Annotated in this window: 20 protein-coding genes; 8 read left to right on the forward strand and 12 right to left on the reverse strand. The window is 41.1% G+C overall.

Annotated elements, in window-relative coordinates:
• Nucleotides 1-260 precede the first annotated feature (260 nt).
• Both metK and AACW45_RS37795 read left to right on the forward strand, forming a co-directional pair.
• Nucleotides 261-1,535, forward strand: a complete 1,275-nt coding sequence (gene metK, locus AACW45_RS37790) for a methionine adenosyltransferase (protein ID WP_190630979.1) — start codon at nt 261-263, stop codon at nt 1,533-1,535.
• Between the two features lie 669 nt (nt 1,536-2,204).
• Nucleotides 2,205-3,929, forward strand: coding sequence for a sensor histidine kinase (locus tag AACW45_RS37795; RefSeq protein ID WP_190630981.1), 1,725 nt, complete (start codon nt 2,205-2,207; stop codon nt 3,927-3,929).
• Between the two features lie 128 nt (nt 3,930-4,057).
• On the opposite strand, the gene AACW45_RS37800 is transcribed toward AACW45_RS37795, so the two are convergent.
• On the reverse strand, nt 4,058-4,363 hold the full coding sequence (locus tag AACW45_RS37800; protein WP_190630983.1) for a type II toxin-antitoxin system RelE/ParE family toxin: 306 nt from the start codon (nt 4,361-4,363) through the stop codon (nt 4,058-4,060).
• A complete protein-coding gene (locus tag AACW45_RS37805) occupies nt 4,360-4,626 on the reverse strand; it encodes a ribbon-helix-helix domain-containing protein (RefSeq protein WP_190630985.1) in 267 nt (88 codons plus the stop codon). Before AACW45_RS37805 ends, AACW45_RS37800 begins: the two co-directional genes overlap by 4 nt.
• A 154-nt stretch (nt 4,627-4,780) precedes the next feature.
• On the opposite strand from AACW45_RS37805, the gene AACW45_RS37810 reads away from it, so the two are divergent.
• Nucleotides 4,781-4,867, forward strand: coding sequence for a Uma2 family endonuclease (locus AACW45_RS37810; protein ID WP_242045488.1), 87 nt, complete (start codon nt 4,781-4,783; stop codon nt 4,865-4,867).
• 62 nt (nt 4,868-4,929) lie between these two features.
• Nucleotides 4,930-7,242, forward strand: coding sequence for a DNA helicase PcrA (gene pcrA, locus AACW45_RS37815; RefSeq protein WP_190630987.1), 2,313 nt, complete (start codon nt 4,930-4,932; stop codon nt 7,240-7,242).
• A 356-nt stretch (nt 7,243-7,598) separates the two neighbouring features.
• On the opposite strand, the gene AACW45_RS37820 is transcribed toward pcrA, so the two are convergent.
• The 5 genes from AACW45_RS37820 to AACW45_RS37840 all read right to left on the reverse strand — a co-directional run bounded on the left by AACW45_RS37820 (nt 7,599) and on the right by AACW45_RS37840 (nt 11,527).
• Nucleotides 7,599-7,892 carry an antibiotic biosynthesis monooxygenase family protein gene (locus tag AACW45_RS37820; RefSeq protein WP_190630989.1) on the reverse strand — a complete coding sequence of 98 codons (294 nt, stop codon included), beginning with the start codon at nt 7,890-7,892 and terminating at the stop codon, nt 7,599-7,601.
• A gap of 120 nt (nt 7,893-8,012) precedes the next feature.
• Nucleotides 8,013-8,696 (reverse strand): carbonic anhydrase, encoded by a 684-nt coding sequence (locus tag AACW45_RS37825; protein ID WP_190630991.1) that lies wholly within the window; start codon nt 8,694-8,696, stop codon nt 8,013-8,015.
• 170 nt (nt 8,697-8,866) lie between these two features.
• Complete coding sequence (locus AACW45_RS37830) at nt 8,867-9,160, reverse strand: P-II family nitrogen regulator (protein ID WP_190630993.1); 294 nt, start codon at nt 9,158-9,160, stop codon at nt 8,867-8,869.
• A 4-nt stretch (nt 9,161-9,164) separates the two neighbouring features.
• Nucleotides 9,165-10,154 carry a sodium-dependent bicarbonate transport family permease gene (locus tag AACW45_RS37835; RefSeq protein ID WP_190630995.1) on the reverse strand — a complete coding sequence of 330 codons (990 nt, stop codon included), beginning with the start codon at nt 10,152-10,154 and terminating at the stop codon, nt 9,165-9,167.
• 458 nt (nt 10,155-10,612) lie between these two features.
• Nucleotides 10,613-11,527 carry a metallophosphoesterase family protein gene (locus AACW45_RS37840; RefSeq protein WP_190630997.1) on the reverse strand — a complete coding sequence of 305 codons (915 nt, stop codon included), beginning with the start codon at nt 11,525-11,527 and terminating at the stop codon, nt 10,613-10,615.
• Between the two features lie 130 nt (nt 11,528-11,657).
• Between AACW45_RS37840 and AACW45_RS37845 the strand changes: the two genes are divergently transcribed.
• Entirely contained in the window at nt 11,658-12,545 is an 888-nt protein-coding gene (locus AACW45_RS37845; RefSeq protein ID WP_190630999.1) for a hypothetical protein, read from the forward strand.
• 329 nt (nt 12,546-12,874) lie between these two features.
• The gene (locus tag AACW45_RS37850) at nt 12,875-13,276 is read left to right on the forward strand and encodes a DUF4278 domain-containing protein (protein WP_190631001.1); all 402 of its coding nucleotides are present in this window, start codon (nt 12,875-12,877) and stop codon (nt 13,274-13,276) included.
• Between the two features lie 482 nt (nt 13,277-13,758).
• Here the strand turns inward: AACW45_RS37850 and AACW45_RS37855 are convergent, their stop codons facing one another.
• The 3 genes from AACW45_RS37855 to gap form a co-directional block, all read right to left on the reverse strand.
• On the reverse strand, nt 13,759-14,766 hold the full coding sequence (locus AACW45_RS37855; RefSeq protein WP_190542248.1) for a transaldolase: 1,008 nt from the start codon (nt 14,764-14,766) through the stop codon (nt 13,759-13,761).
• Between the two features lie 460 nt (nt 14,767-15,226).
• Entirely contained in the window at nt 15,227-16,657 is a 1,431-nt protein-coding gene (gene pyk / locus AACW45_RS37860) for a pyruvate kinase (protein ID WP_096643572.1), read from the reverse strand.
• A gap of 382 nt (nt 16,658-17,039) precedes the next feature.
• Complete coding sequence (gene gap / locus AACW45_RS37865; protein ID WP_190631008.1) at nt 17,040-18,074, reverse strand: type I glyceraldehyde-3-phosphate dehydrogenase; 1,035 nt, start codon at nt 18,072-18,074, stop codon at nt 17,040-17,042.
• Between the two features lie 365 nt (nt 18,075-18,439).
• Between gap and atpD the strand changes: the two genes are divergently transcribed.
• Nucleotides 18,440-19,888 (forward strand): F0F1 ATP synthase subunit beta, encoded by a 1,449-nt coding sequence (gene atpD, locus AACW45_RS37870; protein ID WP_190542242.1) that lies wholly within the window; start codon nt 18,440-18,442, stop codon nt 19,886-19,888.
• 92 nt (nt 19,889-19,980) lie between these two features.
• Nucleotides 19,981-20,394 carry an ATP synthase F1 subunit epsilon gene (atpC, locus tag AACW45_RS37875; RefSeq protein ID WP_096643569.1) on the forward strand — a complete coding sequence of 138 codons (414 nt, stop codon included), beginning with the start codon at nt 19,981-19,983 and terminating at the stop codon, nt 20,392-20,394.
• A 185-nt stretch (nt 20,395-20,579) separates the two neighbouring features.
• Here the strand turns inward: atpC and AACW45_RS37880 are convergent, their stop codons facing one another.
• Together AACW45_RS37880 and AACW45_RS37885 are read right to left on the reverse strand one after the other, a co-directional pair.
• Complete coding sequence (locus tag AACW45_RS37880) at nt 20,580-20,684, reverse strand: type II toxin-antitoxin system RelE family toxin (protein ID WP_373462014.1); 105 nt, start codon at nt 20,682-20,684, stop codon at nt 20,580-20,582.
• 99 nt (nt 20,685-20,783) lie between these two features.
• Nucleotides 20,784-21,170, reverse strand: coding sequence for a hypothetical protein (locus AACW45_RS37885; protein WP_190631009.1), 387 nt, complete (start codon nt 21,168-21,170; stop codon nt 20,784-20,786).
• Nucleotides 21,171-21,205: the final 35 nt, after the last annotated feature.

Here is a 21,205-nt window from a genome sequence, read left to right on the forward strand (position 1 = left end):
AAGAACAGACTAACTATTTAATGTGTAAATATTGTTATGATTTCAGAAATTAGAGTAACTGAACTCAATAATTACTCAGCAGGGTGAGGTATCAACCCTTGTCTTTGAGATGAGGGAAGAAAATCAAACCCAGTTCATCAGTAGTCAGTTTTGATTTGTGAGTAGCAAAAACAACATATACTCAATTCTTGAGGAATTGATTTGATGATGAGTGTAATTATCTAGTCAGTGAAACACTCTTAAATAAAGGAGGAATACCTTTGTCTCGTCGATATCTTTTTACCTCCGAGTCAGTTACCGAAGGTCATCCAGATAAAATCTGCGATCAGATTTCTGATACGATTCTGGATGCTTTACTGACACAAGACCCCACTAGTCGAGTTGCGGCTGAGGTAGTGGTTAATACTGGGTTAGTGTTAATTACAGGTGAAATTACCACTAACGCCAATGTCAATTTTGTGAATCTGGCCCGGAAGAAAATTGCTGAAATTGGCTATACCAATGCTGATAACGGCTTTTCTGCTAACAGTACCAGCGTGTTAGTAGCCTTAGATGAGCAATCACCTGATATTGCTCAAGGTGTGAACACAGCGCAAGAAACCCGCGAAGCAGATAGTGATGAACTATTTGATTCGATTGGTGCGGGTGATCAAGGGATTATGTTTGGTTTTGCTAGCAACGAAACCCCAGAATTAATTCCCTTACCCATTAGCTTGGCTCACCGCATTGCGCGCAGATTAGCAGCAGTACGCAAAACAGGCGATTTGTCTTACTTGCGTCCCGACGGTAAAACCCAAGTTACCGTAATTTATGAAGATGGACGACCAGTAGGAATTGATACAATCCTGATTTCTACCCAACATACTGCTACTATTGGGGAAATTACCGATGAAGCGGCAGTCCAAGCGAAAATCAAAGAAGATTTGTGGACGGCTGTAGTTGAGCCTGTATTTGGCGATATTGCCATCAAGCCTGACGCACATACACGCTTTTTGGTCAACCCCACCGGCAAATTTGTCATTGGCGGCCCTCAAGGCGACTCTGGTTTAACTGGGAGGAAAATTATTGTTGATACCTACGGTGGTTATTCCCGACATGGTGGCGGCGCTTTTTCCGGTAAAGATCCCACAAAAGTAGACCGTTCGGCGGCTTATGCGGCTCGTTATGTAGCGAAAAATATTGTCGCGGCTGGGTTAGCAGAAAAATGTGAAGTACAGCTCAGTTACGCTATTGGCGTGGCGCGTCCTGTGAGCATTTTTCTCGATACCTTTGGCACTGGCAAAGTCGATGATGAAATTCTGTTGGAATTAGTCAAAAAACATTTTGAATTGCGTCCAGCAGGAATTATTCATGCTTTCAATTTACGCAACCTACCAAATGAACGAGGCGGACGTTTTTATCAGGACGTCGCGGCTTACGGTCATTTTGGACGGAATGATTTAGATTTGCCGTGGGAACGTACCGATAAGGCTGATTTGCTCAAACAAGCCGTTAGCGAGTCAGTTTCAGCGCCGATCGCTTCCGCACTCAAGTAATATGATCATTACTGACAGCGATCGCTAAATCTGAGGGTATGAGTAAGTACTGAATTATACTCTATCCTAGATAACATTAATCTCGAACAACTATATCCTCTGGAATTATAGTAGTAAAACTACTGATAACCAGAGGATTTTTTATAGCTCTATTTCCCCTAATCAGAAACACCACTCTCGATGGGAATTTTTGATTATTGGTGAATCAAAGGGATTGGTGATAAAATTATGAAACAGTTATTTTGTCAATATACAGCAGTGATTTTGAGATTCTTTGCTGTAGTCAACTGAACAAATCTGCTATTTACGGTTTGATAGTAGCTGCTGCAAAGCTAAAAGAGGTTAGATTGGCTGCTTACCCATTAACTTAATATAGCTGCAAGCAACTGTATATGGAAGTAAATTGACGAAAAAGATATACTGGTAGGGGTGCATTTGGTTTAGGGAACGGCTTTTTTACAAAAAGCAATTTATCTTGACAGTTATAAAGGAAATTAAAAATTATAACTAATTAATTTAAATATAAAAAAGCTCATTGCAATTGTCTCGTGATATATAATTTACTCTTGTCACAAAAAAAGATAATTTAGATAATAATCGCTAGATAAATTGTTTACCCCAGCCAAACTTCAGTGATGACTTTTATGGGAGGCTAAGGAGATCTGAGGGATGCAAACTCAAAAGCTAATCCCTGTTGACAGCAGTTCAGAAAGCAAAAAAGTGCCAGAGGAAGAGCCATCGACAGACGAACTCCCGACTATTGAATTTCCTTCACGGGGGAAACTCAAAGCAAGTTCATGGCGCATACATCAAAAAATTGGCTATGGATATTTTGTCGCCATTGGTATTGGTTTCTTTGGTTCCCTAACTGGGTTGGTAATTGCTAACTATTACCGAGCCAGGGAAATTAACCAACTCAATCATGCGCACGAGCAAGGACAACTGTTAACTAACTATAAAAATGCCGTAGTAGGAGCGCAATTATATAGTTCTAATTTAGTTGCAGTATTAGCAGATCCCATACAGCGACAAAATAAGAAAAGTGAATTTCTCAAAAATGTTGAGCAAGCGAAACAATTAGAAGCAGAAATTACAACTTTTATCGCCAGAAATCCCAAAAGATTAGCAGCAACAAGTGCGACTTTAGAAACTTTATTGCTCGATTATGCTAACAATTTAGAGATTTATGTTGAGCAGGTAGAATCGGTTTTAGAGAAAATAGAATCTCCGTCAATTGAAGCGCCACAAATTGATGCACAACGAGAGCGATTACTGCAAATTATGCGTGGCGATACAGCGCTGCGGTTAGAGCAGCTATCGCAGACGCTGACGAATATCTTACAAACTGCTGAGGTTCAAGAGCAAGAGCGAACTAGAGATGTAGAGCAGGCTAAAGGCGTTGAAAGATTAATTGTGATTATGAGTATGCTGGTATCAGTAGCGATCGCGGCCATTGTAGCTTGGCGGACGAGTCGCGCGATCGCCGAACCAGTAATCACGGTAACTCAAGTTGCAGAACAAGTAGCGAGAAAATCTAATTTTGATTTACGCGCACCCATAACTACAGAAGATGAAATAGGCTTATTAGCTAAGTCTTTAAATCGGTTAATTGAGCGCGTCTCTGAGCGCACCAAAGAACTACAACAAGCCAAAGAATTAGCAGAAGCTGCTAGCAAAGCCAAAAGTGTATTTTTAGCTAATGTCAGCCACGAATTACGCACCCCATTAAATGCGGTAATTGGCTTGAGTCAACTCCTACAAGATGATGCTACAGATTTAGGCTTGACGGGAGATTTTATTACTGATTTAGAAACAATTAATTCAGCCGGGAGACATTTGCTGGAATTAATTAATGATATCCTTGATTTGTCAAAAATTGAAGCCGGGAAAATGACTCTGTACCCAGAGACATTTGAGATTGGGACATTAATTAGTAATGTTGTGTTGACAGTGCGATCGGCTGTAGAGAAAAACGGTAATATTTTAGAAATCGATTGTGATGAAAATTTGGGAACAATGTATGCCGATCAGACAAGAATGCGGCAAGTATTGTTAAATTTATTAAGTAATGCTGCTAAATTCACCACAAATGGCAAAGTTAGCCTCACAGTTAAAATTAGTAAAGATGAATTAGTCGGAACAGTAGCCGATGGTATCGTGACTTTTACTGTGAGTGACACAGGTATTGGGATGTCACAAAGTCAACAAAAGCAGTTATTTCAACCTTTTATCCAAGGGGATACATCAACAACAAAAAAATATGGTGGTACTGGCTTAGGGTTAGCAATTAGTCGCCATTTTTGTCAAATGATGGGTGGCGAAATTGTGGTGAAAAGCCAACTGGGTGTAGGTTCTACTTTTATCGTCCGCTTACCTTTGATTGTGGAAGAATGATTTGAATTGAGATGCGATCGCGCAAGATGGGAACGGGTTCTGTTTTGCACTACAGTAAAGAGAAGCCACCCTTTGATTGTCTAAGATTCTGAGGAATAGTTAATAAGTTGACAGTAGAAGCGATCGCCTCACTCATCATCAGATTCCGAAAACATCGATTTCAGGTTGCGATATCCGCTTACTACACGCACAATCTCTACTCCATCTGCGATCGCGCGGTACAGAATAATGTAACCATCCAGGGGAATACCTCGTAACGATGTTTCTATGTCGGCATAACTGCGTCCCATATTGGGATACTTAACTAAATTTTGACACTTTTCTGCAAAAGAATTGACAAAGCGATCGCCTGCATCTAAATTGCGACTAGCAAAATATTCAGAAATCTCATCTAAATCCTGAATAGCTTCTGGAGAAATTATATAGATACTCATGCTTGATTTTCACGAGCTTTACGGAGTTTTTCTCGCAAGTTGGCAATAGCAATTTCTCCATTAATTCCTTCTCCACGATCAAGCTGTGCAATGCCAATTGCTACTTTTTTCCTAGTTTCTTCAACCCATTGTTCATAATGCTTGTCTCGTTCTTCTAGCAGTTGTAACGCTTCCACAATTACTTGATATGGAGTTGCATATTTACCAGTTTCCAACTTAGCTTGAATAATTTTCTCTTCTTCAGGTTTTAGGTTGATATTCATAGTGAAAAATTTTAGTAATAACCTAAAAATATCTACTTTCTCTGTTATTATATCTGCTTTACTGTGACACTATAGATGTAAACTGTGTTCAGATTTTATTTTTGTGGTAGAGTTGCGATCGCCTTCTCACAACATCGACAAGCTACAGGCAAAGATGGGAGAATATGGGGAAAATGGCACAAAATTGGGGTGGTTGATTGACCAAAAACACAAAAAGCTGGAATTGAGATATTTTAATTAACCTAGAATAATATGCGTTGAGTGCGATACTCTCAAAATAAGCAATTCTCTGCCCAGTCATCCATGACCACAACTATTGACTTTCTCAGCCATCTTAACCCCAGCCAACGTCAAGCCGTAGAACATTACTGCGGGCCGCTGCTAGTTGTGGCTGGAGCAGGTTCCGGTAAAACACGCGCACTGACTTATCGGATTGCTAACCTGATTCTCAAACATCGCGTCAATCCGGAGAATATTTTGGCGGTGACTTTTACGAATAAAGCCGCCAGGGAAATGAAAGAACGGATTCAAAAGCTGTTTGCCGAAGCAGAAGCGATCAAACAATATGACACCAAGTTTGATTTGTTGACCGAATATCAACAATCTCAACTGCGATCGCAAGTTTACCGCGAAACCATCAAAGATTTATGGTGCGGTACGTTTCACAGTTTATTTTCCCGTATCTTACGGTTTGATATTGAGAAGTACCAAGACGAAAATGGTCGGCGGTGGAGTAAAAATTTCTCGATTTTTGATGAATCGGATGCACAAAGTTTGGTTAAGGAAATTGTCACCAAACAGCTAAATTTAGATGATAAAAAATTCGATCATCGTTCGGTGCGCTATGCCATTAGTAATGCTAAAAACCAAGGTTTCTCACCCAAAGACTTTGAAAGAGAACAACCAAATTATCGCGGACGGGTAATTGCTCAAGTTTATAGCGCCTATCAAGATAGACTGGCACAAAATAACGCCCTAGATTTTGATGATTTAATTCTCATTCCTACAAGATTATTTCAGCAAAACGAACAGGTATTAGGTTATTGGCATCGCAAATTTCATCATATTTTAGTTGATGAATATCAGGATACAAACCGAACCCAGTATGACTTAATTCGCCTATTAGTCACTAATGGCGAAGATAGAAAGAGTGAATGGAATTGGCAAAATCGCTCTGTGTTTGTTGTCGGTGATGCAGACCAATCAATTTACTCTTTTAGAATGGCTGATTTCACCATCTTGCTAGAGTTTCAGGAAGATTTTGGCGATGGTTTACCTGATGAAGATACCAGAACAATGGTGAAGTTAGAAGAAAACTATCGCTCTTGTGAAAATATTCTGCAAGCGGCTAATGAATTAATTGAAAATAATACCCAACGAATTGATAAAGTTCTTAGACCAACCAGGGGAGCAGGGGAACAAATTTATTGTCATAAAGCAGATAATGAATTAGATGAAGCTGAGTTTATCATCAATCAAATTCGCTCTTTAGAATATCAAAATCCTGAGTTAACTTGGGGAAGTTTTGCTATACTTTATCGGACAAATGCCCAATCTCGCCCATTTGAAGAACTGTTGGTAAAATATCAAATTCCTTATACAGTTGTTGGAGGAATGAGATTTTACGATCGCAAAGAAATTAAAGATGTTATAGCTTATTTAAGAGCGATCGCAAATCCTGCGGATACTGTCAGCTTATTACGAGTCATCAACACTCCCCGGCGCGGTATCGGGAAAACCACCATTGATGCTTTGATTAACGCTTCCCAGCAATTAGGAACCACCCTTTGGGAAATTTTATCTGATGATACATCGGTAAATACCTTGGCGGGAAGGGGTGCAAAATCGGTGAAAGGCTTTGCAGAAATGATTAACCGTTGGCAAGGCGAAATCGGCAATCGGCCAGCAGCAGAAATAGTTCAAGGTATACTAGATGACTCTGGCTATATTCAAGACTTGCTCAGTCAAGGTACAGACGAATCCCAAGACAGAATTCAAAACGTTCAAGAACTTTATAACGCTGTACTGCAATTCCAAGAAGAAAACGAAGATGCAACTCTGCAAGGTTTCTTACAAAGTACCGCCCTTAGTTCCGATTTAGATAATTTAAAAGAAGGAAAAACAGCAGTTTCTTTGATGACTTTGCACGCTTCTAAAGGGTTAGAATTTCCTGTAGTCTTTTTAGTTGGGTTAGAACAGGGATTATTCCCCGGTTACCGTTCTTTAAGCGATCCCGCAGCTTTAGAAGAAGAACGCCGCCTGTGTTATGTGGGAATTACCCGCGCTCAAGAAAGGTTATATTTATCACATGCTCGCGAACGTCGCCTTTATGGTTCAAGAGAACCGGCAGTGCGATCGCAATTTCTCGATGAAGTACCAGAAGAATTGTTAACTAATGGGCGTAAGGTACGTCAAACCTATACCAAAACTGCTGCACCTACCAATGGTAAGCAGAATTGGCACGTAGGTGATAGAGTATTACATAAATCTTTTGGTCTTGGTGAAATTACTCATGTATTTGGAGAAGGAAGTAAGCTGTCTGTAGCGATTAAATTTGCCAATTTAGGACAAAAAATTATCGATCCCAGAGTAGCGCAGTTGCAAAAAGTAGATTGATAATTCGTAATTCGTAATTCGTAATTCGTAATTATTCCATGTAGTGGCGCGACAAGGCTAAAATGGTGCATGAATAAAACTCTTGTGGGATGGGCGTCTCGCCCGTCCTGGGCGGACAAGATGTCCACCCCACAAGAAAATTATATTGCAACATTTTAAGCTTGCCACGCCAGTAGGGTGTGTTGTCGCGCAGCGCAACGCACCTGAAAATTTTATCTATTATTAAAAATGCCTGAATATTTATGAATATATGTTACCAATTCAAATAATTTTGGCGACACATTAATATATTCTAGAGGGCAAGGCATTGCCTTGCCCCTACAATCTGTGGCATTCTTTTTTCAAATTGCTAGGAGTTAAATTTCCACTTCTGTAAAATGCTCAACTGTGGGAAATGGTTCATAAAAATGATGGAGTAATTGTTTCCATTGTTGATATTCAGCAGAACCGCGAAATCCTACCGTATGAGATTCTAAAGTTTCCCATCTCACCAGTAAGAGATATTTACCATTAACTTCAATGCAGCGATGGAGTTCATGAGATAAATATCCATTCATTGATGCAATAATTTTGGAAGCTTGTTTGAAAGCGAATTCAAATTCTGATTCCATCCCAGGTTTGACATGAAGCATCACTGCCTCAAGAATCATAAACTATGTCCTGAAAACTGCAGAGGATGGTATTTAGTATAGTGCGATCGCGCAAACTTTACTACTACTCTAAAAATACAGGGTTGGATGTTCTTCAACCCAACCCTGTAAATTAATCAATTAAACTGCATTTTTTGAATATGCGCCAAGCAGAGGATTTGGTACAGGAAAAGGTCGGTTACCTAAAATTTTAAATTGACCGATATTGGCATCATAAGCAAAAACTTCGCCAGTTTCTATTTCATAAATCCAAGCGTGAAGAGTTAATTTACCACTATGTAATTTTGAGCGAACAGATGGATAAGTTTCTAAATTTTCTATTTGAGTTAAAACGTTTTGTTCAATAGTAATTTTTAGTAGTTTATCGGCTGGATAATCTTTATAATTATCAAGAACTATACGACGAGTTGGTTCAGCATATTGCTTTAGCCAATCATAAACTAAAGGCATTTGTTGAGATAAATTTCCTATCTGTAACAGTCCTCTCATGGCTCCACAATGGGAATGACCACAAATAACAATATCTCTAATCTCTAAAGCTTCAACAGCATATTCTATTCCAGCCGCTTCCCCACTCTTGGGTGTACCATAGGCGGGAATAATATTACCAACATTACGAATAACAAATAATTCTCCAGGTAAACTTTGAGTAATTAAACAAGGGTCAATCCGCGAATCTGAACAAGTTATGAATAAGACTTCGGGATTTTGACCGTGAGACAACTGTTCAAATAATTCCCTATGGGTGATGAAGTAGTTGTCATGAAACTCATTTAAACCTGCGATTATGCGTTTTATTGGCACAATTGAATTCCTCTCACCAAAAATATGTTCAGTCTTTTATAGCTTCACAATCAGTAACCAAGTTTCCGCAATGAAGATGAAATCTAGAGACACTAATCAGACTGTGATGATTTTTTTGTTTTGAACCCTGATGCTTTAATTTTTACACGAGTGTCTCTAGTTCAGTTTAGTTAATGTGCAATCCACTTGGCATCAGAAACAATACAGACACCTCCAAATTTTTTTAAAATAGGTGTAATCGCTGTTACTACTTCTGATTCTTGTTCTTCTGTACAAACGCTTAATACATATCCGTTTGTCAATGCTGGCGTTTCTAAATCATCAATTATTTTGCCTCTATCGCCTTTACCCGTGACATCTTTGATAATTGTGTAACCAGAAACACCTATATTGTCTAAAATTTTGATCACTTGAGACATTTCTAGGGAATTGGTAATAATTTCTAACCTTTTAACCCTTTCCACTTTGTTAGACTCCCATAGTTTTAATGATGTTCATGTATAACGGAATTCCCACAATAATGTTGAAAGGAAAAGTTAGTGCTAAAGCCATAGAAACATACAAACTGGGGTTTGCTTCGGGGACTGTCATTCTCATTGCTGCTGGTACTGCAATATAAGAAGCACTAGCACATAAAACGGCAAATAACAGTGTATTGCCTTCGGAAATGCCAATACATTTAGCAATGATAATTCCGATAATTGCATTGGCTACAGGCATAAATACAGAAAATGCTATTAAAAAAGACCCGGTTTTACCCAAGTCTTTAATTCTTCTGGCAGCTACCATTCCCATATCAAGTAAGAAGAATGCTAGAACTCCATAGAAAATCTGTTGTGTGAATGGTTGCAGTTTCTCCCAGCCTTTTTCTCCTGTAAGAATGCCGATAATTACACTACCAACTAAGAGAAATACAGAACCATTAAGGAAAGCTTCTCGTAATACTTCACTCCAAGAAGTTTCTTCTTTTTCTTCCCCTTCTTCTCTTTTTGCTGGTTGTGCAAACATTCTCACTAGTACAATTCCCACAATAATTGCAGGAGATTCCATCAGCGCTAAAGCTGCTACCATGTAGCCATCAGAGGGAATATTCAGAACTTTGAGAAAAGATTGAGCAGTAATGAAAGTAACTGCACTAATTGAGCCATAAGTTGCAGCAATAGCGGCTGCATTATATGCATTTAATTTGATTTTGAGGATGAAAAAAGAATATACAGGTACTGCACAAGCCATTAAAATAGCTGCAATCAGTGTTATTGCTATTTGCGGACTAATTCCACTCTCTTCAAGTTCATATCCTCCCTTAAATCCAATCGCCAGTAATAGGTATAAAGAAAACAATTTAGGTAAAGGTTGGGGAACTTCTAAATCTGATTTACATAAAATAGCTAGCATTCCCAAAAAGAAAAACAATACTGGTGGATTCAGTATGTTAGATAATATGAGGCTAGAATTCATTGGCAATAACCCTGTCCTGAGGAACTATGACTTGTGTTTACAATTGACGGGAGTAATAAAGTTAATTATTGTTGCCGATTGTTAAGTCTTTCCTGGACTATATTTCAAGTTTGTGAAGATCGAATGTTAATTACTTGTCAACCTTGTGACAAGTTACTAAAGTAGTATTACTGTATTCAATGTAACAAAATATTAGGCAGATTAATGCTTTCAATGATAATCTGCCTAGAGAGGAGCGGAGAATTGTAAGTATATTAACTAACAAAGTGTGTATGATTGTAATACTTGCTATGAGTAATAGAGTAAATGCGATCGCTCTTTTGAAAATAGGAGCTAGAGGCTAGCAAAGAAAGAGTTTAATATTTGGTTAGGAAATTTTTTCGTAAATAGCTGTTATGAAAATATAAATAATGTGGTGGGTTAATTCCCACCCAATATTTAATCAGAAGGTAGATAAATTAAGCAGACTTTAACGGAATAGTACCCCGATCAAAAACGCGGTTCTTAGTGTCGATGCCGCGTAATTCTATTCTGTCTTGATAGACATCATAGGCGGCGAAACTTAAATCGCTAGTAGAATATTCTGTCCACTCATTTTTACCTACAGGACGATTACCTGCACCTGCGCCACATATTAGGTAAGTTGTACCATTAATTGCACGAGTACGTTCATAATGGTGTTCGTGACCGTTGATATAAAGTTGTACGCCGTATTTTTGAAATATAGGTGTGAAAATTTTAATAAAATCAGGATTACTACCGTAAACTCCTGATGCATAAATTGGATGATGTCCAAAAACTATTTTCCAAGATGCTTTGCTCAAGCTTAATTGTTTTTCTAACCAAGTTAGCTGATTTTTCCAGTCAGCATTACCGTTAGTATCTAAGGCGAAAAATTGTACATCACCTCGGCTAAATGTATAGTAGCGTCCCTGCATATTAAAGCCGCGATATTTAACTTGTGGATCGCCGTTATCAGTGCGAATATCATGATTACCTAAACATGCATGAAATTTCACACCTTGCTTGAGCAAATCTTTGTAGGGACGTTCAAAAACAGCATTAATTTTTTCAATTTCTCCGTTGTTATAAATGTTATCTCCAGCTAAAACTGCTAAATTGTAAGGATTTGTTTGGTGATAACTAGTCATTGCCTTAGCTACAGCATACTGTCCTTTAGCACCTGTGCCTGTATCAGCAACGGATACAAACCGCAGTAGCAAGCCTTTGTTAGCAGGATTAGCGGCGATCGCGGTTTGTGATTGAGCTAAATCTATGCTTTGACTGTTTTGCTTAGTGAATAACCAGGTTAATCCTGTACCAAGGAAACCAAGGCTAGTTAAAAATAAAAATCGACGGCGTTTTAGGTTCATAAATGATTAAATTCAACAACTAGTCAGTTTAGCCTGAGCATTGAGCAATGAAGTGATACATTACAAAGCAGCTACATTGCTAACAATGTATTTGATTTTTCTTTGATTTGTTGCTCTTGGTAAAAGTTCCATGTCGCAAGACAATCAGAATCCACAACGTCGCCGCAATCCCTCCCAGAGGAACCAGCCAATTTGGAAGTCTAGTATTATCCAGGTTCTTAGGGGAACTATTAGCCTGTTAGAAACGGCTGTAGTGAAACTGGAAACAGCACCGCCACCGGGAACTGAGGATACTCCTGGTTTTTGGGGTGGATTGCTGGCTAAAATCCGCAATGTTTTACCAGCGAATTTGTCTGCAAAGTTATCTGATACGGCTTTAACAGGGATAATTGCGGGTATTACCGTGGTTTTAGTGTGGACAACTACGACATTTTTCACCAATAAACCGCCTGAAATAGCGATCGCACCTCCAGTTGAAGAAGTTCCCGCCCCAACGCCTACACCCACGCCAACGATCGCTATTTCGCCTCAGCCAGAGTTAGCAACGCCAGAACCCACAGCACCAGAAGAAGTTACGCCAACACCAGCAGCAGAAGTTCCACCTGTGGAACCGGAAATAGAACCGACACCGGAACCAACACCAACGCCTGAACCAACACCAACGCCTGAACCTACGCCAGCAGTGCAATTAACTCCAGAACAAGTGTTAATTGCGGCTATTGAAAATCAAGTAGCAGAAATTAGCGATCGCGTTGCTTCTGGACTTATAAAATCAATTCAAGCCAATTTTCGTACTAGTAACCTAACTGTGAAAATTAGCGACGATTGGTATACCCTCACTGCATCCCAACAAGATCAACTCGCAGCCGATATTTTACAGCGATCGCAAGAACTTGATTTCACGCATTTAGAAGTGGTTGATTTTCAAGATAGGCTGGTAGCGCGTAATCCTGTGGTAGGGAATGAAATGATTATATTTAAACGGCGAATCATCCCTTTTATCAGCAAAAATCAGTAAATTGTCAGTAAATTGACGGAAAAATTTTCTCGGCTTTAAGGCTAGGGGTAGAGGTTAAAGTGCATCTGCTCAAGGACTTGTTGTGTCTAATTTAAATTTTTAGCGTCAAAGCGCTTTATATTAGCTTTAAATAAATATGGAAATTAATACCGATGTCTAATAAAAGACTAAGTGTAAAAATAAAAGCTATCAACGAAAGCAAGTTTTAGGTAAAAAACATACTAATCTTATCAGTAATATTCTGGTAACAATATTTCTGCCAGATGTCTTATCTGTAAAGGATTGAGTCATGAAATTACCTTTGCAAATCAGTAAGCAACTACTATAAAATGAAACTCTACTATCGCGGTCTTACTTACGAATACAATTCCTCTGAAGCAGCTAAAAAAAGCACAAAACCCTTTGAGCCAGTTAAGCATCAAAGTTCTGCCTATAACTTGACTTATCGTGGAACAACCTACCGTGTTGACCCTAATATTGAGCCTACGCCAGTTCAAACACCAAACGTAGCTTATCAATTAATGTATCGAGGAATCGTTTATTCTGTGCAGAGAACGCATACAGGAGAAGTTTCTACAACATCCTCTCAACCTGGAAATTGCGTCTCAGCACTGAAACCAAAGTCTAGCCTAATAACCGAATCCTATAATCACAATCAAATCCCCAACTTCTTCAATTCCAATTTGTCACTATCGCGCTTCATTCAAGCAATAAGTGGATTATTCCTCTAGAAATCATCAAACGTTTTATTGTGCTGACTTGTCTGATTTTCTTTATTGTTTGTGTCTGTGCATAAGGCAAAAAAATATATAGCATTCCTATTTGATTTGTAAAAATCGATAGTATAAAATCCCCGACTTTTTCAAAAAGTTGGGGATATTTTAACGCATTAAGAATTAGCGACGCCAGAAGCAACACCAACGCTAGCAGTACAATTGACTCCAGAATAAGCGAAATGAATTAATTGAACCGCCTTCTCTGCGAGAGGCTTCCGCCAACGCGCAGCGTCTCCCAGAGAAGACGCCAAGTACGCCAAGAGTTCTTATACCAATTGGAAAACAGAATGCGACAGATTGTAGGGGCACTGGCACTGCCATGCCCTCTAGAATATTTTGATGTGTCGCAAAGATTATATAAAAAACCCGATTAATAAATAATCGGGTTTGAGAGTCAACGATTAAGTTTTGAAGTGCTAACTAAATGGAGAAAAATTCTAAGCTACAGGAGTTGCAGATTTAGCTTCTAGAGTAGCCAATCTGTTAGCTAATAGTTTTTCTAATTCTTCCAAAGCTTTGGTGAAACCTTGAATACCTTCTGCTAGTTTGTCAGTCGCCATGCGATCGCTAGCGTGCATTTTGTCAAAGGTGGCTTTGTCGATGGAGATTTTTTCAATTTCCACGCTAGCGGCTTTAGCGGGATCGAGTTTGCGGGGTAATTCGCCAACGGTTGCTTGCAACTCCGCCAAGAGTGAAGGCGAAATTGTCAGCAAATCGCTACCAGCCAACTCAGTAATTTCGCCAATGTTACGGAAGCTAGCTCCCATAACTTCGGTTTTGTAGCCGAATTTCTTGTAGTAGTTGTAAATCGTGGTAACAGATAATACGCCTGGATCTTCTGCTGAGGGGTAGCTGTCGCGTCCGGTATCTTTCTTGTACCAGTCGAGAATCCGACCGACGAAGGGAGAAATTAGGGTAACGCCAGCTTCCGCACAGGCGATCGCTTGGTGCAAGCCAAACAGTAGTGTTAAGTTACAATGAATACCTTCTTTTTCCAGAATTTCCGCAGCCCGGATACCTTCCCAAGTGGTGGCAATTTTAATTAAAACGCGATCGCGACCAACTCCGGCGGCGGCGTATTGGGCAATTAATTCTCTAGCTTTGGTGACAGTAGCTTCGGTATCGAAAGACAACCGCGCATCAACTTCTGTAGATACCCGACCAGGAATGATTTGTAAAATTTTCAATCCAAATGCTACCGCCAAACGGTCAAAAGCGATGGTAACAATTTGTGCTTGGCTAGCACCTGCACCTGCATCTTTTTTCGCTTGCAGTAAAGTCTGATCGACAATTTCCTGATATTCAGGCATTTGTGCCGCCGCCGTAATCAGCGAGGGGTTGGTAGTCGCGTCTTGGGGTTTAAACTTTTCAATAGCTTGAATATCCCCTGTATCCGCAACTACTACAGTCATTGTCCGCAATTGCTCTAGTAGGTTCTTAGACATAAATTGCTCCGTGTTGTGTGCTTGTTTAGGATTTACATTAGGAAAGGCAGAGGGCAGTCTTGATGAAACAATTTTCATCGCCATGTATGAAAGGACAAGGGGGACAAGGGGGACAAGGGAGACAAGGAGGACAAGGGAGACAAGGGAGAAATAACTCTTTCAAGTTACAAGGGATGATTTTTGACTCAAGGCTAAAGGCTAGGTGTTGGTTGTCGGATTTCTCGTGAAGCTACCTGAAAAAATGCCTTGAAAACTACGATTGCTGATTCAAAAAACTAGCCCCTAGCCCCTAGCCCCTAGCCCCTAGCCCCTAGTCCTTAGCCCCTTCTGCCTCCTTTACCAATTACCCTCTTATTTCCACTCTTTGCTGTACCTACAATTCTGATTTTGGCAACTTTTCTTAATTCTTGCCTAAGCAAGTATTTTCAAAGTCTTGCGCCTCGCCCCTATTCTAGAAGGCTTATGCCAAAATCGGTTGTCCAATAGAATGCACTTTAATTAAACTAGTTGTTCCTGATTGACCAATTGGTACGCCAGAGGTAATAACTACTTGGTCGCCTTCTTTGGCTAAACCTATGTCTACGACTGTGTTCACCACATTCATAAACATTTCTTCGGCGTTGTGGACTGGCGGAATTAATAAGGGAATCACGCCCCAAGAAAGTGCTAGCTGACGGTAAGCCATTTCATCTGGGGTGAGGGCAATAATTGGTGTAGATGGGCGGTATTTAGATACGAGTTGGGCTGTACTTCCCGAAGAAGTATTACAAAGAATTGCTTTAGCGCCGATTTCGTAAGCAATTCGACATACTGCTTCTGCTACCGACTCGGTAACGCTCAAACTACCCGCTTCATGACACCAGGCGTGGCTACTACCTTCCTGTAACGATTGTTCTGTGCGCACGGCGATATTATGCATGATTTGGACGGCACCGATAGGATATTCGCCTACAGCCGTTTCTCCAGAAAGCATCACCGCATCCGTACCATCCCAGATCGAGTTAGCCACATCTGTAGCTTCGGCACGGGTGGGATCGGGGGCGCTAATCATCGATTCCAGCATTTGGGTGGCAGTAATCACAGGTTTTCCTGCCCGATTACAACGGTGAATAATATCTTTTTGAATGTGGGGAACTTCGTGAATTGGCATTTCCACGCCTAAATCACCACGGGCAATCATAATGCCATCGGCGGCTGCCAAAATGCGGTCGAAGTTTTTGACCGCTTCTGGGCGTTCGATTTTAGCGATTACCCGAATTTTTGCTCCCGCAGCTTCAATCATTCTTTGGGCTGGTTCTAAGTCTCGCGGTGATTGTACAAAGGAGACTGCGACCCAATCCACACCCAACTGAATCCCAAATCGCAAATCCTGCAAGTCTTTTTCGGTGATGGAACTGACGGGTAAACGAGTTTCTGGGAGGTTTACCCCTTTGTGGGTGGAAATTAAACCGCCAATTTTCACATGGGCGCGAATGCGATCGGCATCGCGATCGCTCACAACTAATTTCACCCGACCATCATTAATGGAAATCGGTTCCCCTGGGCGCACCATTGCAAACAAAGTCGGCAATGGTAAAGGTAGTTCGTCAACACTTTCGCCCTTTTCTTGTAAGACAAAAGTTACCTCGCTACCAGCTTCCACCATCAGCCCTTCCGGCGGTAATTTACCCAAGCGAATTTTCGGCCCGCATAAGTCTTGCATAATTGCGATCGGCTTGCGCTGTCGCGAACTAATCTGCCGCAGATAGCCAGCCGTTTGCGCGTGGAATTCATAGGCCCCGTGAGAAAAATTGAGCCGCGCCACATTCATCCCAGCTTCTACCAATGCTTCTAGCCGCTCAGGTGCGCATGTAGCAGGGCCAACAGTACAAATAATTTTGGTTCGACGCATAGGAATTGAGGGTTTAGGAATAGCCTGGGGTTTTCCCCAAAACCTGCGACCTGGATATCTAATACCAATTCAAAATTCAAAATTCAAAATTCAAAATTAAGAAATTCAGACTGTATCTGGGTTTCCGGTTTTGAATGTGTTGTTCTCTTTTAAAGAATCGGTATAAAGCATCCAAATTCACAAGTGCTTCATATCACTTAGCTGCCCAGTAAAATTACTCTTGTATCTAGTTTTGCTATCAAAAGTTATGCGTCGTTTTACCAAGAGACCAGAGTCAACAGTCAACAGTCAACAGTCAACAGTCAACAGTCCAGATTGCTTCACCAATGACCATTGACCATTGACAAATGACCATTGACCATTGACCATTGACTCATCCCAATTAACTCACAGTAGCCAATTGCTCTTTCTGTGCCATAGACAACATTAAGTCAACTACACGATTGGAGTAGCCCCATTCGTTGTCGTACCAAGCAACCACCTTAAAAAAGTTGGAGTTGAGTTCAATGCCAGCACCGGCATCAAAGATGCTGGAGTGAGTGTCACCCTGAAAATCTGTCGATACTACTTCTTCGTCACTGTAGCCGAGTACCCCTTTTAACTCAGCTTCAGACGCAGCTTTCATAGCAGCGCAAATTTCTTTGTAACTAGTGGCTTTATCTGTCTTAAAGGTTAAATCCACTACAGAAACATCGGGAGTAGGAACTCGGAAAGCCATACCCGTCAATTTACCCTTCAATTCTGGTAACACCAATGCCACAGCCTTAGCTGCGCCTGTGGAAGAAGGGATAATATTTTGGGCTGCACCCCGACCGCCACGCCAATCTTTTCTACTCGGGCCGTCTACAGTGGGCTGAGTCGCTGTCATAGCGTGAACTGTGGTCATCAAACCCTCGCTCAAGCCGAAATTATCATTGATTACCTTAGCCACTGGAGCCAGACAGTTGGTGGTACAGCTGGCATTGGAAACAATGGTATGTTTACTGGGGTCGAATAGGTGATGATTAACACCCATGAGTAAAGTAGGAACCAAGTCTGGGTCTTTAGTGGGAGCAGAAATGACTACCCGTTTAGCACCAGCCTTGAGGTGATTTGTAGCTCCCTCTTGACCAGTAAACAGCCCTGTAGATTCCACAACATAATCTACACCCAATTGTCCCCAAGGTAACTCGGCTGGATTACGAATCGATACGCAAGGAATAAAATGCCCATCAATGACGATGCCATCTTCCCTTGCTTCCACCTTACCTTTAAATTTACCGTGGGTTGAATCGTATTTAAATAGATAAGCAAGATTATCTGGCGGTACTAGGTCATTAATCCCCACAAATTCAACATTGGGGTTATTAATGCCAGCGCGAAGCACAAGCCGCCCGATCCGGCCGAATCCATTGATACCAACTTTCAACTTCGTCACAATTAATCTCCTGTTCTGATAACCCAAAAGGGCTATTACCCTATCTTCAACGCTGCATTCATCTAGATAGTTTTGGTCTGACTTAGCTGATCGTTACAGTCACTAGAAGAGAAACCCTGATTTTATTGGCATCTTTTAAGGTTTTGGTCAGAAAAAAATTTGGCAGATCGAATCTTCCATGCTGCGATCCCCGTCATGCCTGATATCTACTGACTCAAGACCAGAAATTATCAACAACCCAGTCTTAAGAATGAATATTATGGCAGAGAATGGGTTCGTTCAGTGTTAATCTGAAAAGTGACATTACTTCATATTATGTCGTCTACGACCCTATCTGAAATATAGCTTCAATCATTAGGCTCAGCATGGTCACCACCGCAGAAAAAACAAACATCGGTTACATTACCCAAATCATCGGTCCTGTTGTAGACGTTAAATTTCCCGGCGGGAAATTGCCGCAAATCTACAACGCTTTGACCATCAAAGGCTCCAACGAAGCTGGACAGGAAATCAACCTGACCGTCGAAGTACAGCAACTGCTGGGCGACAACCAGGTGCGGGCTGTTGCAATGAGCTCCACCGATGGCTTAGTGCGTGGTCTGGAAGTAGTAGATACTGGTGCGCCAATTAACGTACCAGTAGGTAAAGCTACTTTGGGTCGGATTTTCAACGTCCTGGGCGAACCTGTAGACAATCAAGGGCCTGTAAATCCTGAGGCTACATTGCCTATCCACCGCGAGGCTCCCAAATTCACCGATCTGGAAACCAAACCTTCAGTGTTTGAAACCGGAATTAAAGTTGTAGATTTGCTGACTCCTTATCGCCGTGGCGGTAAGATTGGTCTGTTCGGCGGTGCAGGTGTTGGTAAGACCGTGATCATGATGGAGTTGATCAACAACATCGCGACTCAGCACGGTGGAGTATCTGTATTTGCTGGCGTGGGCGAGCGCACCCGCGAAGGTAATGACCTCTACAATGAAATGATTGAATCTGGGGTAATCAACAAAGATAACCTCAATGAATCAAAAATTGCTCTAGTTTACGGTCAGATGAACGAACCACCTGGAGCAAGAATGCGGGTAGGTCTGTCTGGCTTGACAATGGCCGAATATTTCCGCGATGTTAACAAACAAGACGTATTGCTGTTTGTTGACAACATCTTCCGGTTCGTACAAGCAGGTTCTGAAGTATCTGCGCTGTTGGGACGGATGCCTTCTGCGGTAGGATATCAGCCTACTCTGGGTACTGACGTAGGTGCATTACAAGAGCGGATTACCTCAACTACAGAAGGTTCTATTACCTCTATTCAAGCTGTATACGTACCTGCGGACGACTTAACTGACCCCGCACCTGCAACCACCTTCGCTCACTTGGACGGAACCACAGTACTGTCTCGTGGTTTGGCTTCTAAGGGCATTTATCCAGCAGTAGACCCCTTAGGCTCTACTTCTACCATGCTTCAGCCAGAAATCGTTGGTGATGAACATTACAGCACTGCCCGTGCCGTACAAGCAACATTGCAGCGCTATAAAGAACTGCAAGACATCATCGCTATTCTCGGTTTAGATGAATTGTCTGAAGAAGACCGTCTAACAGTAGCACGCGCCCGGAAGGTTGAGCGCTTCTTATCTCAGCCATTCTTCGTAGCAGAAGTATTTACCGGTTCTCCTGGTAAATATGTGAAGTTGGAAGACACCATCAAAGGGTTCCAAAAAATTCTGTCTGGTGAATTGGACGATCTGCCAGAACAGGCTTTCTACTTGGTGGGCGATATTAACGAAGCGATCGCCAAAGGCCAAAAGCTCAAAGGCTAGAAATTTTGTCAATAGTCCAGAGTCAATAGTCCAAAGTAATTTGACTATTGACCATTGACTGTTGACCGTTGACTATTGACAATTCACAAGTTATGACATTAACCGTTCGTGTAATTTCCCCAGATAAAACTGTGTGGGATGCTGCGGCTGAAGAAGTAATTCTCCCCAGCACCACTGGTCAGCTAGGTATCCTGAGCGGACACGCACCCCTATTAACCGCCCTAGATACAGGTGTAATGCGGGTACGTGCCGACAAGAATCAAGAATGGCAAGCGATCGCTCTTTTGGGCGGCTTTGCTGAAGTTGAAGAAGATGAAGTCACCATTCTTGTAAATGGTGCTGAACGTGGTAGCGCTATTAACCTCGATGAAGCCCGTGCTGCATATAATGAAGCACAAACCAAGCTGAATCAGGTTCCAGCAGGCGATCGCCAAGCTCAGATTCAGGCAAATCAAGCCTTCAAACGCGCCCGCGCTCGGTTTCAAGCTGCTGGCGGTTTGCTCTAAAATCTTACTTGATATTTCAACTTTTAAGGGTGGGCGATATGTCCACCCTTAATTTTTTAGGAAGTAGGGACTAGGGAGATGTCTTATACCAATTCAAATAATCTTTGCGAAACATCAAAATATTCTAGCGGGCATGGCAGTGCCAGTGCCCCTACAATCTGTCCCATTTTTTTTTCCAATTAGTATTATTCATCCCGATAAACTTCTCTACGATGCCCTATTTTCACAACCGTAACTATTAATAAATCATCTATAATTTCATCCAATATACGGTAATCACCAACACGAATAGGGACTTACAAAAAATAAATTACCCAAATTCCGTAGTGCGAGCAGCGTTCGACTGAGCGCTCACGCCGAAGTCTTGCTCGCTTTTGAACACCTAAGAATTAGGGGGAACTTCGGAATTTCTTAATTTCTTCCCAATAAGAATGCAAAACCTCTCTTATATAGTCAAACTCCTGTTCTGTTGATAACTCCCCTTGTAAAAAGTACCCCAGTGCTAGCAGTTCTTTCTTTTGGTCTGGTTTAAGATCATTTATCTCTGTATGAATATCAAATCCATGTTGCAACCACTTATAAATTGTTTGCAACCATTCGCCAGGTTCTTCTGGTGAAGATTCTAAATCATCTGTGTTGAATTTTGTCCAGCATCGGTTAAGATACTTCTCTACCTCGTTCAGTATTTTAGTCGTTTTAGTTGATCCCCAATTTTTGTTAATCCGTTTTAAAGCTTCAATTAAAAGATAAAGTTTATAAGCATCTTTTTCAGGCAAAGGGCTGATGGCGTTATGCACATCAATCCCATCAT

Origin of the sequence: Calothrix sp. FACHB-168 (assembly GCF_963889195.1) — a bacterium.
Taxonomy (GTDB): domain Bacteria; phylum Cyanobacteriota; class Cyanobacteriia; order Cyanobacteriales; family Nostocaceae; genus Aulosira; species Aulosira anomala_A.

Coding starts and splice junctions, on each gene's coding strand:
- AACW45_RS37800 (WP_190630983.1), bottom strand. CDS start 4,363: ATGAGTATCTATATAATTTCTCCAGAAGCTATTCAGGATTTAGATGAG.
- AACW45_RS37810 (WP_242045488.1), top strand. CDS start 4,781: ATGGGAGAATATGGGGAAAATGGCACAAAATTGGGGTGGTTGATTGAC.
- AACW45_RS37855 (WP_190542248.1), bottom strand. CDS start 14,766: ATGTCTAAGAACCTACTAGAGCAATTGCGGACAATGACTGTAGTAGTT.
- AACW45_RS37850 (WP_190631001.1), top strand. CDS start 12,875: ATGAAACTCTACTATCGCGGTCTTACTTACGAATACAATTCCTCTGAA.
- pyk (WP_096643572.1), bottom strand. CDS start 16,657: ATGCGTCGAACCAAAATTATTTGTACTGTTGGCCCTGCTACATGCGCA.
- atpD (WP_190542242.1), top strand. CDS start 18,440: ATGGTCACCACCGCAGAAAAAACAAACATCGGTTACATTACCCAAATC.
- AACW45_RS37820 (WP_190630989.1), bottom strand. CDS start 7,892: ATGATTCTTGAGGCAGTGATGCTTCATGTCAAACCTGGGATGGAATCA.
- AACW45_RS37845 (WP_190630999.1), top strand. CDS start 11,658: ATGTCGCAAGACAATCAGAATCCACAACGTCGCCGCAATCCCTCCCAG.
- AACW45_RS37795 (WP_190630981.1), top strand. CDS start 2,205: ATGCAAACTCAAAAGCTAATCCCTGTTGACAGCAGTTCAGAAAGCAAA.
- pcrA (WP_190630987.1), top strand. CDS start 4,930: ATGACCACAACTATTGACTTTCTCAGCCATCTTAACCCCAGCCAACGT.
- AACW45_RS37840 (WP_190630997.1), bottom strand. CDS start 11,527: ATGAACCTAAAACGCCGTCGATTTTTATTTTTAACTAGCCTTGGTTTC.
- AACW45_RS37805 (WP_190630985.1), bottom strand. CDS start 4,626: ATGAATATCAACCTAAAACCTGAAGAAGAGAAAATTATTCAAGCTAAG.
- atpC (WP_096643569.1), top strand. CDS start 19,981: ATGACATTAACCGTTCGTGTAATTTCCCCAGATAAAACTGTGTGGGAT.
- AACW45_RS37835 (WP_190630995.1), bottom strand. CDS start 10,154: ATGAATTCTAGCCTCATATTATCTAACATACTGAATCCACCAGTATTG.